The organism is Raineyella sp., assembly GCF_034933565.1.
In the GTDB taxonomy this organism is placed as follows: Bacteria; Actinomycetota; Actinomycetes; order Propionibacteriales; family Propionibacteriaceae; genus Raineyella.
Window position 1 is genome coordinate 95,624 of sequence record NZ_JAYFNG010000009.1, and the last position, 16,253, is coordinate 111,876.

Annotated in this window: 14 protein-coding genes; 9 read left to right on the top strand and 5 right to left on the bottom strand. The window is 71.1% G+C overall.

Annotated elements, in window-relative coordinates; translation table 11 throughout:
* Positions 1–94 precede the first annotated feature (94 nt).
* The gene (locus VB059_RS03210; protein ID WP_323420582.1) at positions 95–1,681 is read right to left on the bottom strand and encodes an LCP family protein; all 1,587 of its coding nucleotides are present in this window, start codon (positions 1,679–1,681) and stop codon (positions 95–97) included.
* A 698-nt stretch (positions 1,682–2,379) separates the two neighbouring features.
* On the opposite strand from VB059_RS03210, the gene VB059_RS03215 reads away from it, so the two are divergent.
* Positions 2,380–3,327, top strand: a complete 948-nt coding sequence (locus tag VB059_RS03215; protein ID WP_323420583.1) for an LCP family protein — start codon at positions 2,380–2,382, stop codon at positions 3,325–3,327.
* Between the two features lie 105 nt (positions 3,328–3,432).
* Here VB059_RS03215 and purE read toward each other — a convergent pair whose 3' ends face one another.
* Both purE and VB059_RS03225 read right to left on the bottom strand, forming a co-directional pair.
* On the bottom strand, positions 3,433–3,927 hold the full coding sequence (gene purE / locus VB059_RS03220; protein WP_323420584.1) for a 5-(carboxyamino)imidazole ribonucleotide mutase: 495 nt from the start codon (positions 3,925–3,927) through the stop codon (positions 3,433–3,435).
* Entirely contained in the window at positions 3,924–5,120 is a 1,197-nt protein-coding gene (locus VB059_RS03225) for a 5-(carboxyamino)imidazole ribonucleotide synthase (RefSeq protein ID WP_416339482.1), read from the bottom strand. The genes purE and VB059_RS03225 overlap by 4 nt, the downstream gene beginning before the upstream one ends.
* Before the next feature lie 72 nt (positions 5,121–5,192).
* On the opposite strand from VB059_RS03225, the gene trpS reads away from it, so the two are divergent.
* Entirely contained in the window at positions 5,193–6,290 is a 1,098-nt protein-coding gene (trpS, locus tag VB059_RS03230; RefSeq protein ID WP_323420585.1) for a tryptophan--tRNA ligase, read from the top strand.
* A 462-nt stretch (positions 6,291–6,752) separates the two neighbouring features.
* Here the strand turns inward: trpS and VB059_RS03235 are convergent, their stop codons facing one another.
* The gene (locus VB059_RS03235) at positions 6,753–7,562 is read right to left on the bottom strand and encodes a GtrA family protein (protein WP_323420586.1); all 810 of its coding nucleotides are present in this window, start codon (positions 7,560–7,562) and stop codon (positions 6,753–6,755) included.
* Between the two features lie 341 nt (positions 7,563–7,903).
* Positions 7,904–8,653: a biotin--[acetyl-CoA-carboxylase] ligase gene (locus VB059_RS03240; RefSeq protein ID WP_323420587.1), complete on the bottom strand. Its 750-nt coding sequence runs from the start codon at positions 8,651–8,653 to the stop codon at positions 7,904–7,906.
* A 238-nt stretch (positions 8,654–8,891) separates the two neighbouring features.
* Between VB059_RS03240 and VB059_RS03245 the strand changes: the two genes are divergently transcribed.
* The 7 genes from VB059_RS03245 to VB059_RS03275 all read left to right on the top strand — a co-directional run bounded on the left by VB059_RS03245 (position 8,892) and on the right by VB059_RS03275 (position 15,985).
* Positions 8,892–10,463: an acyl-CoA carboxylase subunit beta gene (locus VB059_RS03245; protein ID WP_323420588.1), complete on the top strand. Its 1,572-nt coding sequence runs from the start codon at positions 8,892–8,894 to the stop codon at positions 10,461–10,463.
* On the top strand, positions 10,460–10,699 hold the full coding sequence (locus tag VB059_RS03250; RefSeq protein WP_323420589.1) for an acyl-CoA carboxylase epsilon subunit: 240 nt from the start codon (positions 10,460–10,462) through the stop codon (positions 10,697–10,699). The genes VB059_RS03245 and VB059_RS03250 overlap by 4 nt, the downstream gene beginning before the upstream one ends.
* 63 nt (positions 10,700–10,762) lie before the next feature.
* Positions 10,763–11,647, top strand: a complete 885-nt coding sequence (locus VB059_RS03255; protein ID WP_416339486.1) for a Maf family protein — start codon at positions 10,763–10,765, stop codon at positions 11,645–11,647.
* A gap of 12 nt (positions 11,648–11,659) precedes the next feature.
* The gene (locus VB059_RS03260) at positions 11,660–12,586 is read left to right on the top strand and encodes a decaprenyl-phosphate phosphoribosyltransferase (RefSeq protein WP_323420591.1); all 927 of its coding nucleotides are present in this window, start codon (positions 11,660–11,662) and stop codon (positions 12,584–12,586) included.
* A gap of 16 nt (positions 12,587–12,602) precedes the next feature.
* Positions 12,603–13,361 (top strand): decaprenylphospho-beta-D-erythro-pentofuranosid-2-ulose 2-reductase, encoded by a 759-nt coding sequence (locus tag VB059_RS03265; RefSeq protein WP_323420592.1) that lies wholly within the window; start codon positions 12,603–12,605, stop codon positions 13,359–13,361.
* Between the two features lie 43 nt (positions 13,362–13,404).
* Positions 13,405–14,073 carry a LamB/YcsF family protein gene (locus VB059_RS03270; RefSeq protein WP_323420593.1) on the top strand — a complete coding sequence of 223 codons (669 nt, stop codon included), beginning with the start codon at positions 13,405–13,407 and terminating at the stop codon, positions 14,071–14,073.
* Positions 14,074–14,227: 154 nt separating this feature from the next.
* On the top strand, positions 14,228–15,985 hold the full coding sequence (locus VB059_RS03275) for an acetyl/propionyl/methylcrotonyl-CoA carboxylase subunit alpha (RefSeq protein ID WP_416339487.1): 1,758 nt from the start codon (positions 14,228–14,230) through the stop codon (positions 15,983–15,985).
* The last annotated feature ends 268 nt before the right edge of the window (positions 15,986–16,253 follow it).

Here is a 16,253-nt window from a genome sequence, read left to right on the forward strand (position 1 = left end):
ACGTGGCGGTGGCAGGTTCCTGCGGGGGGACGGTCATCTGAACCTCACTGGTCGCGGTCGGGCGCGTACGGCACCCTACCCGGCCCATGCCCCGCTAGGTGGCCGAGGCTACCCGGCAGACCGACTCGAGGTTGTCCACCTCCGGGCCCGGAGAGGCCGAGGCGGTCGGCTGGGCCGTCCCGGTCGGCCCCGGCGCCGACGGTGTCGTGGGGGCCTTGGCCGAGCCCGTACCTGATCCGCCGGTGCCCGATCCGCTCGCACCTGCTCCGCCGGTGCCCGTCGCGCCACTGGCCGGGGCTGCCGATGCCGGCGCGGACTTCTGGCCGGCCGCCCGGGCCGCCTCACGGTCGAGGTCCTCGGCCTTGTCGAGGTGCTCCTTGACGGTGGCGCGCAGCACGTCGTACTTCGGGTTGCCGGGGAAGATCAACGGCGGGACGAAGCTGATGCTGCTGATCGGCACCGTACGGGCCTTGAGGGCGAGGTCGGTCAACCGGCCGATGTCGCTGCGGGGCATGTCGGTCGTCAGGATGTTGCCGCCGGCCGCCGCCAGGGCGTCGAACTTGGCGACCACCGTGACCGGATCGGCCTGGTGCAGCACCGCGGTCATCACGCACTTCTGCCGCTGCATCCGCTCGAAGTCGCTGGACCCCTCCCGGGACCGGGCGAACCACAACGCATGCAGACCGTCCAGGTGCACCGCATCGCCGGCCCTGATCCAGCCGAGGATGGGTGAGGTGCCACCGCCCATCGGGACGTCCTTGCGGATGTCGAGGGTGATGCCGCCGAGTGCGTCGATCAGCCCCTGGAAGCCGGCCATGTCGACCATCGCGTAGTAGTTGATGGTCAGCCCGGTGGCCCCCTCGATCGCCTCCTTGGTGGCCCGCGCCCCCGGATCGGCGATCCCCGGATAGAGCTTCGGATCCTTCGCCGCTGCCTCGGTCGCCGTGGTGTAGACGGCATTGAGCAGGCATTCGTGGTCCGGGCAGCTGAAGCCGTCCGGATAGAGGCGATGCATCGGGGAAGTGGCCGGGAACGGGACGTCCTCCAGGTTGCGCGGCATGGAGAAGAGCACGGTGCGCCCGGTGACCACGTCGATGCTCGCCACGGTCATCGAGTCGGGGCGCAGCCCGACCCGGCTCTTGCCCGCGTCGGCGCCGAGCAGCAGGACGTTCAGCCGACCGTCCGCCGCCTTGCTGGTGCCGCCGCCGGCGAAGACGGTGCCGAGCAGCTGGGCGCCGCTCGCGACGGTCCGGACGCTCACCCCGACGACGCTGCCGACGAGCACCACCAGCGCCAGGGTCACCGCGGCGAACGCGCGCCGGTGCCGGGGCGCCATCGCCGGCGGGTAGGACAGGCGCCAGGCGTCGACCAGCAGCACGATCCAGCCGATCGCCCCGACCACGGCGACGACGATCAGCAGGCCGGTCATCAGCGGGTTTGTGAGCACGGTGAGCAGAGCGGTCCAGGAGATCGCGCCGATGGTCCCCAGCAGCGCCACCAGCGCGAGGACGATCCCCCAGATGCGCAGGGCGATGACGCCGAGAGCACGGTGCCCGGCGACCAGCTGGGCCGACCCGGGGGCGACGGCGCTGAGCAGGAGCAGTCCGATGCCACGGCGCACCCGGACGCCCTCCGCGGCATGCTGCGGATCGGCTGGGCGTGTGCTCGGGCGATGGGTCACGACGGGAACTTTCGAGAGGACGACAGACCTTGCTCTCGGAGCTGTTCCGACCCTAGGGCAGGGTCTCGACGCATTCAGGACGCCACGCCGGGACCAAGTCGTGGCGTGATGTCACGGCGCGTTCAGCGCCGCCGGGTATTTTGGCCACCATGGCTGGACGCGACGACCTGGACTGGCTCTACGGCCGGGACGACGCGCCGGATCCCTCGAGACCCTTCGGAGAGGATGCGGCGCCCTCCGGCGCACCCTCCGACCACCGGGGACCCGAACGGCCCCGCCCCGAGCCACCCCGACCCGAACCGCCCGGCCGCTCGCACCCGGACCGGCCGGCGACCGCCGTGTTCATCCCGCGCGGACGACCCGACCCCGATCCCCGCTCGCGCCGCGACACCGGCGGCCCGGGGAACGACGGTCCAGGAAGCTGTCCGAGGGCCCCGTACGCCGAGACCCCATACGCCGAAGCCCCGTACCGGGCCCCCTCCTCTCCGGACCCTTCTTGTCGGGACGCGTCCGGCGGCGCACCGGCGGACCCGTGGAACACACCGCCCCGGGCCCCGGCACCGCCGCCACGGTCGGCGATGTGGCCCCACTCGGGTGCCGGGACACCGCCCGGCACCGACGGCCTGTCGGGAGACGCCGGACCACGCGGTCCGCGCGGCCGTCGCCGCCCCGGCCCGGGCCTGCCACGAAGGCGACGGGTGGGACGCCAGGCGCTCGCGGTCCTCGCCGTGCTGCTCGTCTACCTGCTCGCCTTCCCGGCGTGGGCGTGGTTCGGCTCGGCGCGGGTCGAGGCCACCTCGGTCGGCCAGCGGCCGCCCCGCCAGCCGGGCATCACGCTGCTGCTCACCGGCTCCGACTCCCGGGTCGGGCTGAGCGCCTCCCAGAAGAACTCGTACGGCGGTGGGGCTGAGGACAGCGGCCGCTCGGACACGATCATGCTGCTGCACATCCCGGTGGTCGGGTCCCCCGCCCTGGTCTCGATCCCCCGCGACTCGTACGTGGCCATCCCCGGGCACGGCAAGAACAAGATCAACGCGGCCTACTCCTTCGGGGGGCCGAAGCTGCTCGCCCAGACCATCGAGCAGGACACCGGCGTACGGATCGACGGCTACGTCGGTCTCGGGTTCGAGGGCTTCGTCCAGATCATCGACGCCCTCGGCGGGATCCCGATGTGCCTCGACACGGCGATGAAGGACAAGGACGCCCACGTCGACCTGGCGGCCGGGTGCCAGACCCTCACCGGCACCGAGGCGCTGGGCTACGTACGGATGCGCAAGTCCGACCCGCGCGGCGACATCGGCCGGATCGAACGGCAGCGGTCGATGGTCGGCGCCACCGTCAAGAAGGCCATGTCCCCGATGACGGTGATCAACCCGGTGCGCTGGATCAGCCTCAACAACGCCGTCCGTGGGGCGATCAGCCGCGGCACCGACACCGGCCCGCTGGACGCGACGGCGCTGCTGTACGGCGCCGCCGTTGTCGGGTCCGGCGGCGGTCACACGTTCAGCGTCCCGGCGGCCGACACCAGCTACCGCACGCCCGCGGGTGACGCGGTGCGGTGGGACGACGCGAAGGCCAAGGTGGTGTTCCGGGCGATGCAGACCGGCAACACCACCGACCTGGCCCAGTTCGACAAGAAGAACTGAGCTCCGGTCGCAAGGCCCCGGGGGCCGCAACGGTCACCGGAGCCACCGGGACACAGGACCACCGGGTCGCAGGATTGCCATGCCCGATGGTCCCGGGGCCCGGCCTCAGTGTTGGCGGACCCGCTCGCCCTTCGCCTCCGCGGTCGCCCGCAGCTCGTCCTGGAAGGCGATCATCTTCGCGGTGAGCGTCGGGTCGCCGGCGGCGAGGATCCGCACCGCCAGCAGGCCGGCGTTGCGGGCGTTGCCGATCGCCACGGTCGCCACCGGCACGCCGGCCGGCATCTGGACGATGGAGAGCAGCGAGTCCATCCCGTCGAGGTACTTCAGCGGCACCGGGACCCCGATCACCGGCAGCGGGGTGAGCGCGGCGAGCATGCCGGGCAGGTGCGCGGCGCCGCCGGCCCCGGCGATGATCGCCTCGAGGCCCCGCTCGTGGGCGTGCCGCCCGTACGACACCATCGCCTCCGGCATCCGGTGCGCGGAGACGACGTCGGCCTCGTAGGCGATGCCGAACTCCTGCAGCGCGATCGCCGCGGGCTCCATCACGGGCCAGTCGGAATCGGATCCCATCACGATGCCGACGCGGGGCTGTGCGGTCATGCGATCTCTCCCATCAGGTAGCGGGCGGCGTGCCGGGCGCGTTCCCGTACGTCCGCCAGGTCCGAACCGTACGCGGTCACGTGGCCGACCTTGCGCCGGGCCCTGACCGCCTTGCCGTAGAGCTCGACCTTCAGCTGCGGGTCGCGCGACATCACATGCAGCAACCCGCCGGCCAGGTCCTCGCGGGACCCGCCGAGCACGTTCTCCATCACCGTCCACCGGGCCCGCGCGGCCGGGTCGCCGAGCGGCAGGTCGGCGACGGCGCGCAGGTGGTTCTCGAACTGTGAGGTGTGTGCCCCGTCGATGGACCAGTGCCCGGTGTTGTGCGGGCGCATCGCCAGCTCGTTGACCAGGATGCGGCCGTCGCGGGCCTCCATCAGCTCCACGGCCAGCACGCCGACCACGCCGAGCTCGCCGGCGATCCGCAGCGCCAGCTGCTGGGTGGCGATGATCCGGTCCTCGTCCAGGCCGGGCGCCGGCGTGACCGTCTCGGCGCAGATCCCGGCGTCCTGGAAGGTCTCCGAGATCGGATAGGCCACCCCCTGGCCCGAGGGGGAGCGGACGACGAGGGCGGACAGCTCGCGGGTGAAGTCGACGAACTCCTCGGCGAGGATCCGCACCTCACCGCTGGTGCCGGAGCCGGCGGTCGTGCCGCCACCCACCTCGCCGGAGGCCACCGCGTCGAACGGCACCGCAGCCTGCTGCGGCCCGTCGATCCTCCAGACGCCCTTGCCGTCGTAGCCGCCGCGGGAGGTCTTGGCGATCACCGGCCAGCCGATTCGGTTCCCGAAGGCGACCAGGTCCGCGGCCGTCCCGACCACGGCGTACGCCGGGCAGGGGGCGCCGAGGGCGGCCATCCGCTCGCGCATCACCACCTTGTCCTGGGCGTGGACCAGCGCGCCCGGTCCGGGACGTACGGCCACGCCGCGCGCCTCCAGCTGCTCGAGGATCGTGGTCGGGACGTGCTCGTGGTCGAAGGTCACCGCGTCGCAGCCCTCGGCGAACGCCAGCACGGTGGCCGGATCGGTGTAGTCCCCCACCACCACGTCATGGGCGACCTGGGCGGCACTCACGCCGGACGCCTCGGCGAGGAGTCGTACGTGCAGCCCCAGGCGGGTCGCCGGCCCGTACATCATCCGGGCCAACTGGCCGCCGCCGATGATCCCCACCACGAAAGGTCGCGCTCCACTCACGAGCGACAAGGCTACCCGGACGCGCTCCGGTCGGCGGACGGCTCAGGACGCGGATGTGAGAGTATGCACCCGATGACCGAGAACCAGCCGCAGACCGCCGTCCCCAGCCCCGACGAGGCCGCCCCCGAGGGCACCCAGCCGGGTCTCATCGCGCGTGAACAGGACGTCCTGGCGCATCCGGAGCGCTACCGGATCCTCACCGGTGACCGCCCGACCGGCTCGCTGCACCTCGGTCACTACCTCGGCACCCTGCAGCGCCGGGTGCAACTGCAGAACGCCGGCGTGCCGACGGTCCTGGTCATCGCCGACTTCCAGGTCATCACCGACCGTGAGGACCCCGGTGACATCCAGCGCAATGTCTTCGAGATCCTCAAGGACTACCTGGCCTGCGGCATCGATCCCGAGAAGACGATCACCTTCACCCATTCGGCGGTGCCGGCCCTCAACGAGCTGCTGCTGCCGTTCCTGTCCGTGGTCAGCCTGCCGGAGATGGAGCGCAACCCCACGGTGAAGTCAGAGCTCGCGGCGTCCGGCCAGAAGACCCTCAACGGGCTGCTGCTCACCTACCCGGTGCACCAGGCCGCGGACATCCTGTTCTGCAAGGGCAACCTCGTGCCGGTGGGCCGCGACCAGCTCCCGCACGTCGAGCAGACCCGCGTCGTCGCCCGCCGGATCAACGAGCGCTACGCCGGGGGCCGGACGATCCTGCCCGAGCCGCAGGCGCTGCTCTCCCCCGCCCCGCTGGTGCTCGGCATCGACGGCGACAAGATGTCGAAGTCGCGCAACAACTTCATCTCCATCTCCCACACCGCTGAGGAGACCGCCAAGCTGCTCCGCAGGGCGAAGACCGACGCCGACCGCCACATCACGTACGAGCCGGAGACCCGCCCCGAGGTGTCCTCGCTGGTGCTGATCGGCGCTCTGCTCAGCGGCCAGGAGCCGGAGGACTTCGCCGCGGCGATCGGCGATCGTGGCGGCAAGGCCCTCAAGGACGCGGTGACCGAGGCCGTGAACGAGCACCTCGCCCCGATCCGGGCCCGCCGACTGGAGCTCGCCGAGGACCCCGGCTACCTGCAGCAGGTCCTGCGGACCGCCAACGAGAAGGCGAACGCGATGGCCGACGCGACCCTGACCGAGGTCAAGGACGCGCTGGGGATGATCTACTACTGACGGACGGCTCCCGGGGCACCCGTGTGACGGCACCCGTGCGACGGCACCCGCGTAGCGGCACCCGTGTGACGGCCCCCGCGTAGCGGCACCCGTGCGAGTAACGGCGGTGTCGCTCGCCCGGTCGGCCCCATTGTCGGACCCTTCCGGGTGACCGCGATGCTCATGTCGGCTGCCCCTCCTCACAGCGGCCGACGCTCGTCAACTTGGTCGACGGAGTTCCGTCGGCCAAGTCCAGGAAGGGCGGTCTACGCCACTTGCGTCGGCCTATGTCAGGATCTGTGTCAGCTGGGTCGGCCTATGTCAGGACCTGTGCCAGCTGGGTCGGCCTATGTCAGGACCTGCGCCAGCTGGGTCGGCCTACCTCAGTTGTGTCGGCCGCGACCGGACAAGTTCGGTCAATCCCGGGCGCAGCCGGTCAGCCCCGGACGCAGCCGGTCAGCCCCGGACGGGGCCGGTCAGCCGTCAGTCGACGGCGGCCGCACCGGCCTCCCGGACCGGGGTCTCGGTGGGACGGAAGATCAGCCACCGCTGCAGGGAGAAGTTCGCGATCGTGGCCGCCCCCTGGCCGAAGACGAAGGAGACCGTCTGGACCACGAGGCGCGGCAGGTGCTCCTGGGCGAGCAACGGGAACAGCTTCGAGAAGATGCCGACCTGCAGCGCGAAGGTGATCACGTACGTCAGCATCGTCAGGACGAAGCGTCGCTTGGACGGCTGAGCCTTGAAGGTGAACCGTCGGTTGAGCGAGTATGCGGTGATGGTGCCGACGATGAACGAGGCCGCCTTCGCCGGGGTGTAGCCGATCCCGACCGCCATCAGGATCAGCAGCAGCCCGAAGTCCACGACAGCCGACATCACACCGGTGCCGAAGTACCGGATGACCTGCTGCACCAGTCCGACGTGTTCGACGTCGACGTGAGCGGCCCGAGGGTTCCCCTCCGGAGCGTCGATGAGCCCGGTGCCGACACGGTTCGCCTCGATGCGTCCGGCGTCACCGAGGCCGGCCTCGGTGCGTCCGCCGTCGACGGGTGCGGTGTCGATGGGGGCGGTGTCGGTGCTGCTCGTCTCGATGATCGTCGTCTCCGTGCTCGTGGCCTCTGTCGTGGCCGGGTCCCGTACGGTCGCTCCCGTCGGGTCGGTGCCGGTGACGGTCCCGACGTGCAGGTCGGCCGTGGTCGGGGCGACCGCAGGTGGTTCGGCCTCGTGGTCCGTCGGGGACCGGGCCGGGAGTTCCTCGTCAGGCCGCTCGGCCTGGTCGCTCCCGGGGCTCGTCACCGGGACAGCGTAACCCGCGGCCCGGACGACCTCCTGTTCCGGCGCCCGCACCGTCGGCCGACACCCACGAGATTCTCAGGTTGTGCCCCGGGTGTTCCCGGACTGCGGCACACGCGCGCCACGGACCGAATGTGAGGTCGGTCACCCTCAAGTGGCTTCCTGTCGGGCCGCCCGCAGTCCCGGCCAGGTGGCCCGCAGTCCCACCGGGCGGTCCGGCCACCGCCGGGCAGCTCCGCCCCCACCGTCACCGCACGGCGATCCCGCAGTCACGGACCCCTGCCGGTCGTCCCACAGCCCGATCGGTCCGCTGGCCACCGCCGGCGCCGCAGTCACCGCAGCGGTCAGCGCAGGTGGGTGACGTCCCCTGCGGCGAACGCCTCCACGCCGGTCGCGGTCTGCACCAGCACGGCCCCGGTGTGGTCGATGCCGATCGCCTCACCGACGACCGTACGGCTCGTGCCACCGGGCACCTCGAGCAGCACCCGCACCTGCCGGCCGAGGGTGGAGCACTGGTCCTCGTACGCCTGGCGCATCTGCGCGAGCCGGCCCTCGTCCCACATCCGGTACATCTGCGACCAGGCGTCGAGCACCTCCGCGATCAGGTCGGCCCTGTCGACCTCGGCACCGCACAGCCGCAGCGAGGTGGCGGTGGGCACCGGCAGCTCCTCGGCGGACAGCGAGACATTGATCCCGAAGCCGACGACGCACCCCGGCGAGGACGGGCCGTCCACCCGTTCGGAGAGGATCCCGCAGATCTTGTGGCCGTCGACCAGCACGTCGTTGGGCCACTTGAGGGTGGCGTCCACCCCGGTCGCACGGCGGATCCCTCGGGCGACCGCGACACCGGTGAGCAGGGAGAGCCACATCCACTCGGGCAGCGGCCGGCGCGGGGCCACCCCGAGGGAGATCGCCACGGCCGCTCCGGGCGGCGCCTCCCACCGCCGGTCGAAGCGCCCGCGGCCGGTGCTCTGATGGTCGGCGACGCGGACCAGACCGACCCCGTCACCGGCCCGGATCCGGGCGGCGACATCGGCATTCGTCGACCCGGTGGACCCGACCACCTCGACGCTGTGCCACAGTCCGGCACCCACCCCAAGGGCCGTTCCTTCCGCCAGAACCCGTGCGCGGAGGCGCTCTGCATCGGTACGTGGGGACTCGGGCATGTTCCCCAGCCTACCGGCGCCGACCAGATCACTCGGCGACCGGCGGAGCGCTCGCTCAGGCGCTACAGTCGGGCCAAGCCCGCACCCCTTGTCCGACACCGTACAGACCGTACGAGGGACGGGCGCTACACCGTAGTAGGCACCCGAGGCGAAGGTTTCAAAAGGTATGGACGTCGACATCCACACGACAGCAGGGAAACTCGAGGATCTGAAGCGGCGCATCGAGGAGGCGGTCAACGCCGGCTCTGCCGCAGCTGTCGAGAAGCAGCATGCGAGGGGCAAGCAGACGGCCCGCGAGCGGATCGAGGCCCTGCTCGACGAGGGCTCCTTCGCCGAGCTGGATCAGTTCGCCCGCCACCGCTCCCACGCCTTCGGGCTCGAGGCACGGCGTCCGTACGGTGACGGCGTGGTCACGGGTATCGGCTCCATCCACGGTCGCCCGGTGTGCATCTTCTCGCAGGACGTGACCATCTTCGGTGGCGCCCTCGGCGAGGTGTACGGCGAGAAGATCGTCAAGATCATCGACTTCGCCCTGAAGACCGGCTGCCCGCTGATCGGCATCAACGAGGGTGGCGGCGCCCGCATCCAGGAGGGTGTGGTCTCCCTGGGCCTCTACGGCGAGATCTTCCGTCGCAACACCCTCGCCTCCGGTGTCATCCCGCAGATCTCGCTGATCATGGGCGCCGCGGCCGGCGGCCACGTGTACTCCCCCGCACTGACCGACTTCACCATCATGGTCGACCAGACCTCGCAGATGTTCATCACCGGCCCGGCGGTGATCAAGACCGTGACCGGCGAGGACGTCTCGCTGGAGGACCTGGGCGGTGCCCGCACCCACAACACCAAGTCCGGCAACGCCCACTACCTGGCCGCCGACGAGGCCGACGCGCTCGAGTACGTCCGTGAGCTGGTCTCCTACCTGCCGCAGAACAACCTCGAGGACCCGCCGTACTACGACGAGGTGGCCGATCTCGCCATCAACGAGACCGACCTCGCCCTGGACACGCTGATCCCGGACTCCCCGAACCAGCCGTACGACATCCGCCGGGTGATCGAGGCCGTCCTGGACGACGAGGAATTCCTCGAGGTGCAGGAGCTGTTCGCGCAGAACATCGTCGTCGGCTTCGGCCGGGTCGAGGGCCGTACGGTCGGCATCGTCGCGAACCAGCCGATGCAGTTCGCCGGCTGCCTCGACATCGACGCGTCGGAGAAGGCCGCCCGCTTCGTGCGGACCTGTGACTGCTTCAACATCCCGATCGTCACCTTCGAGGACACCCCGGGCTTCCTGCCGGGCACCGACCAGGAGTGGAACGGCATCATCCGCCGCGGCGCGAAGCTGATCTTCGCCTACGCCGAGGCGACCGTCCCGCTGATCACGATCATCACCCGCAAGGCCTACGGCGGCGCGTACGACGTGATGGGTTCCAAGCACCTGGGCGCCGACGTCAACCTCGCCTGGCCGACCGCCCAGATCGCCGTGATGGGCGCCGACGGTGCGGTGGAGATCCTCTACCGCAAGCAGCTGGCCAACGACTCCGACCCGGCCGCGCTGCGCAAGACGCTGGTCGATGAGTACAACGACACGCTGGCCAACCCGTACGTGGCCGCGGAGCGTGGCTACGTCGATCAGGTCATCCAGCCGCACGACACCCGGCAGGAGATCGTCCGCGTCCTGCGGCTGCTGCGCACCAAGCGCGAGAGCATGCCGCCGAAGAAGCACGGGAACATCCCGCTGTGAGCACCGACATCGACGAGAAGAAGCCCACCGAGATCTTCCGCGTCACCTGCGGGAATCCCTCGGAGGAGGATCTGGCGGCGATCGCTGTGGTGCTCGCCGCCCTTGCCGGGCCCGACGCCACGCCGGGCACCGGCACCCAGCCCCGTCACTCCCGGTACAACTCGTACTGGCGGGCCATCCGCCGGACGTTCTCGACCGGCCGGGAGACCTGGAACTCGGGCCTGCGCCAGTTCTAGGGCAGGCCGTCCAGGGTCACGCCCGACAGGCCTAACCTGTCCGACGTGACCGACACACCCACCATCGACCGAGCCGGGGAGACCACTCCGCGACCGGGCCGGCGCCCCTCATCGGGGCACCGCCTGGTCCTGGGGTCGGCCTCCCCGGCTCGTCTGTCCACCCTGCGGGCCGCGGGTCTCACTCCCGACGTGATCGTCTCCGGCGTCGACGAGGACGGCGTCACCGCCGCCAGCCCCGCCGCGCTCGCCGCGCTGCTGGCCCGGCTCAAGGCCGAGGCGGTGGTCCGGGCCCTCCGGGACCGGGACACCGACACGCGCGGGGACGCCGCGCCCCGGGAGGCCGACACGCGCAGGGACGCCGACGTACCCCGGCAGCACGCTCTGCCCCGGGAGCACGACCTGGCCCGCGGGCGCACCGCGACCCAAGAGCCCGCCCGGGCGGGGCGTCGCAGCACCGTCGTGATCGGCTGCGACTCGGTCCTCGAGATGGACGGCGTCGCGTACGGCAAGCCCCACTCGGCCGCGGAGGCGCGGGAGCGCTGGCGGCGGATGCGCGGCGCCACCGGAGTGCTGCACACCGGCCACCATGTGGTGGTGCTCCCCGCAGCACCTGATCAGGCCCCGACCACGGCACCCGACCAGGCCCCGCCCGGCACGGCACCGGGCCCCGACCCGACCGGGGCCGCCGAGGGTGCCGGGCCGCGCGTCGCCAGCGCCGTCGGCAGCACCGTGGTGCACTTCGCCGACCCCACCGACGCGGAGATCGACGCGTACGTGGCCACCGGCGAGCCGCAGCGTGTCGCCGGGGCGTTCACCCTGGACGGGCTCGGCGGGGCCTTCGTCGCCGGGGTCGAGGGGGACCCGCACAATGTCGTCGGCATCAGCCTGCCGCTGCTGCGCGATCTGCTGGGCGGCCTCGGAATCAGCTGGGTCGATCTGTGGCAGTAGGCTGACGCCATCATGAGTTCGACGCCCGATTCCGGAATCGCCCCCCAGACCCCTGAGGCCACTCGTTCCCGGCCGCTCCTCCCGGCCTGGTTGCGGGCCATGCGGCCGAAGCAGTGGGTCAAGAACGTTCTCGTCCTCGCTGCTCCCCTGGCGGCCGGACGGATCGGCGAGTCCCGTGTGCTGGTGTCCACCCTCCTGGCGATGGTGGCCTTCATCCTGGTGTCCGCCTCCATCTACCTGCTCAACGACATCCACGACATCGAGGCGGACCGCCAGCACCCGAAGAAGCGGTTCCGCCCCATCCCGGCCGGCGAGCTGCCGGTCCCGATCGCGTGGGTGCTCGCCGCGGTGACCGGCATCGGGGGTCTGGCCCTCGGCTTCGGGGTGTCCCTCGGCCTGGGCATCACGCTGGCGACGTACGTCGTGGTGCAGTTCCTCTACTCCTACTTCCTCAAGGACTTCCCGGTCATCGACCTCGCCGTGGTGGCCTCCGGCTTCCTGCTGCGGGCCGTCGCCGGCGGCGTCGCGAGCGACATCCCGCTCAGCCAGTGGTTCCTGCTGGTCGCCTCGTTCGGCTCGATGTTCATGGTCGCCGGCAAGCGCTATTCCGAGATGCGTCACCTCGGTCCGGAGGCGGGCACCCGCAAGTCGCTGGCCGGCTACACCGAGAGCTATCTCAAGTTCGTCTGGGAACTGGCGGCCGTCGCCGTGGTGATGTCCTATTCGCTGTGGGCCTTCGACCAGCGCCTCGGCGGGTACACCAAGGGCCTGTGGGCCGGCATCTCGATCTTCCCTTTCGCCATGGCGATGCTGCAGTACGCGTTCCGCATCGACCGCGGTGAGGGCGGCGCCCCCGAGGACGTCGTCCTGCACGACCGGGTGCTCCTCACACTCGGCCTGGCCTGGCTGGTGACCATCTGCCTCGCCGTCTTCCTCTGACCCCAGGAGCCCCCACATGATGGACGCGACCGCGAATCCCCGCACCCTGCTGCTGCTCGGCGGCACCTCCGACATCGCCCTGGCGATCGCCCGGGCGTACGCCACCGAGAGCCCGACCCTCGACGTGGTGCTGGCCGCCCGGCCGACCGAGCGCCGGACCGCGGCGGCCGAGGCACTGCGGGCCGAGGGGGTCGGCGTCCGGGAGGTCGACTTCGACGCCCGCGCCGCGGCGAGCCACGAGGCGACGATCGAGCAGGCCTTCGCCGGCCATGACGTGGACATGGCCGTGGTCGCGTTCGGGGTGCTGGGGGACGCGGAGGGCGCCTGGCAGGATCCGGAGCAGGCGCTGGAGATGGCCGAGATCAACTACACCGCGCCGGTGCACCTCGGCGTGCTGCTGGCGAACCGGATGCGGGCCCAGGGCCACGGTCGGATCGTCCTGCTGTCCAGCGTCGCCGGGGAGCGGATCCGCCGGTCCAACTTCGTCTACGGGTCCACCAAGGCCGGCGTCGACGGCTTCTACCGGGGGATGTCCGAGGCCCTGCGCGGCTCCGGCGTCGGTGTCCTCGTCGTCCGGCCCGGCTTCGTCCGGTCGAAGATGACCGCCGGCCTGCGCGCCGCCCCGCTCGCCGTGACCCCGGAGGAGGTGGCCGCCGAGGTCGTCGAAGGGGTCCGGACCCAGCGCTCCGTCATCTGGGTGCCGAAGCTCTTCCAGCTGATCATGCTGGTGCTCCGCCATGTCCCGCAGGCGATCTTCCGCAAGCTCCCCTTCTGAGCCCGAGGATAAGGCAGAAGAGCACGAAGAGAAGGCAGAAGCAGTGCAACTAGACCTCAATGCGACGTTCGGTGAGTCCCTCCGCATGGCGGCGTTGCGGCACGAGGAGACCGTGCTGCCGTACGTCTCGAGCGTCAACATCCCCGCCGGCCTGCACGCCGGGACCCCCCGGGTCATCCTCGGCGCGATCCGACGCGCCCTGGCCGGCGGTGTCCGCCTCGGGGCCGCGGTGAGCTACCGGGACTTCCTCGGTGGCGGCGACCGCTACCTCGACGAGACGTACGAGGATCTGTACGCCGAGCTGGTCTACCAGATCGGAGCGGTCGACGCGTTGGCCTTCACCGAGCAGGGCCGGCTCTCCTACGTCCGGCCGTGCGGCGCGCTGGCCCGGATGGCCGGCCGCCGCAAGGACCACGCCGAGGCGATCCTGCACGCCGTCGGGACGTACGATCCGGAGCTGCCGCTGGTGGTGCACCATCTCTCCCCGCTGCTGCCGATGGCGACCGAGGCCGGCCTCAATGTGATCGTCGAGTACTCGGCCGGCTCGATCGAACGGCTGCGCACCTCGGTGGGCCGGATCGCCGCCGACGGGCATCCGGAGCAGTCCGTGTCGCTCCATCTGGACCCGGCGACCGCCCCGGTGGTGGTCAGAACCCTCCGTGAACTGGGTCACACTTTCGGGGCTCCGATCACGGCACGGCGCGGGATGTGATTCCGATCGCACCGGTGTACGGAACGCCCCTTGTCGCCCGGTTGAACAAGCACCCTCCCCGGCCACGCTGAAGCCCTAGACTCTGGCCTGACAGTGCCGTCATGGCCGGGAGCCGTCGGGCGGTTCAAAGTGGAACCCAGGAGGAACAGTGCCCATCAGCAAGGTACTCATCGCGAACCGAGGAGAGATCGCGGTCCGTGTGATCCGCGCAGCACGTGACGAGGGAATCGCCAGTGTCGCGGTCTACGCCGAGCCGGATGCCGATGCCTTGTTCGTGAAGCTGGCAGACGAGGCCTACGCGCTGGGGGGTGCGACACCGGCCGATTCGTACCTCGACATGGGCAAGATCATCGAGGTGGCGCGCCGCAGCGGTGCCGACGCCGTGCACCCGGGTTACGGCTTCCTCGCCGAGAACGCCGACTTCGCGCAGGCGGTCATCGACGCCGGCCTGATCTGGATCGGCCCCTCCCCCCGCTCGATCCGTGACCTCGGCGACAAGGTCGCCGCCCGCCACATCGCCCTCAAGGTCGGCGCACCGCTGGTTCCCGGCACGCCCGACCCGGTGGCGAACGCCGACGAGGTCGTCGAGTTCGCCAAGGAGAACGGCCTGCCGATCGCCATCAAGGCGGCCTTCGGCGGCGGCGGTCGTGGCCTGAAGGTCGCCCGCACCCTGGACGAGGTCCCCGAGCTCTTCGAGTCCGCCACCCGCGAGGCGGTCACCGCCTTCGGCCGCGGCGAGTGCTTCGTCGAGCGTTACCTCGACAAGCCGCGCCACGTCGAGACCCAGTGCCTCGCCGACCAGCACGGCAACGTCGTGGTCGTCTCCACCCGTGACTGCTCGCTGCAGCGCCGCCACCAGAAGCTCGTCGAGGAGGCGCCGGCCCCCTTCCTCAGCGAGGACCAGCTGAACCGCCTGTACGAGTCCTCCAAGGCGATCCTGCGCGAGGCGGGCTACGTCGGCGCCGGCACCTGTGAGTTCCTCGTCGGCCAGGACGGCATGATCTCCTTCCTCGAGGTCAACACCCGGCTCCAGGTGGAGCACCCGGTGTCCGAGGAGGTCGCCGGCCTCGACCTGGTCCGCGAGATGTTCCGCATCGCCAACGGCGAGGAGCTCGGCTACGGCGACCCGCAGCTGCGCGGCCACTCCTTCGAGTTCCGCATCAACGCCGAGGACCCGGGCCGCAACTTCATGCCGGCGCCGGGCACCGTCACCGAGTTCGTCGCCCCGCAGGGCCCGGGCGTGCGCTTCGACGACGGCTACCGCAAGGGCATGACCGTCCCCGGCTCGTTCGACTCCCTGGTCGGCAAGCTGATCGTCACCGGCGCCACCCGCGAGCAGGCGCTGCAGCGCTCCCGGCGCGCCCTGGAGGAGCTGGTCCTCGAGGGCATGCCGACCGCCATCCCGTTCCACCGCACGGTCATCGAGGACCCGGCCTTCACCGCGGCCGACGGCTCCTTCCGGGTGCACACCCGCTGGATCGAGACCGAGTTCGACAACCAGATCCCGCAGTACGAGGGCGCTCCGGGCGAGGCCGCCGAGGCCGAGGAGAAGCGCACCGTCGTCGTCGAGGTCAACGGCAAGCGTGTCGAGGTCAGCCTGCCGGCCGGCCTGGGCACCCTGGGCGGCGGCTCGACCGCGGCCAAGAAGCCGAAGCGGCAGAAGTCCAAGTCGGCAGTCAAGGAGGCCTCCGGCAACTCCGTGACCGCGCCGATGCAGGGCACCGTGGTCAAGGTCGCCGTCGCCGACGGCCAGGAGGTCCACGAGGGTGACCTGGTCGTGGTGCTGGAGGCGATGAAGATGGAGCAGCCCATCAACGCCCACCGCACCGGCATCGTCACCGGCCTGGCCGTCGCGGGTGGTCAGAGCGTCCAGTCCGGCGAGGTGATGTGCGAGATCATCGACGCCGAGTGAGCCGGCCGGTCGGCTGACCGGGTCACCCCCGATCACCGTACGTACGGGCCGCCGTCCCGTCCTCTCCCGAGGACCCGGACGGCGGCCCGTACGCATGCCCGGACCCTGCAGCCCGGTACGCATTCCCGGCCGGTACGCATTCCCGGCCGGTACAGGTGCCCGGCCGGTACACGCGGTCTGTCATTGCCCGCACGTCCGGATGTGTACGGTCCGAGCGAGCACGTCAGCTCGGATGCGTACGGTCCGAGCGAGCACCTCGGCCCGGAAC

Bases quoted from the DNA above. Each gene is read 5' to 3' on its own strand.
- purE (WP_323420584.1), bottom strand. From the start codon at position 3,927: ATGACCGCACAGCCCCGCGTCGGCATCGTGATGGGATCCGATTCCGAC.
- trpS (WP_323420585.1), top strand. From the start codon at position 5,193: ATGACCGAGAACCAGCCGCAGACCGCCGTCCCCAGCCCCGACGAGGCC.
- VB059_RS03245 (WP_323420588.1), top strand. From the start codon at position 8,892: ATGGACGTCGACATCCACACGACAGCAGGGAAACTCGAGGATCTGAAG.
- VB059_RS03260 (WP_323420591.1), top strand. From the start codon at position 11,660: ATGAGTTCGACGCCCGATTCCGGAATCGCCCCCCAGACCCCTGAGGCC.
- VB059_RS03265 (WP_323420592.1), top strand. From the start codon at position 12,603: ATGATGGACGCGACCGCGAATCCCCGCACCCTGCTGCTGCTCGGCGGC.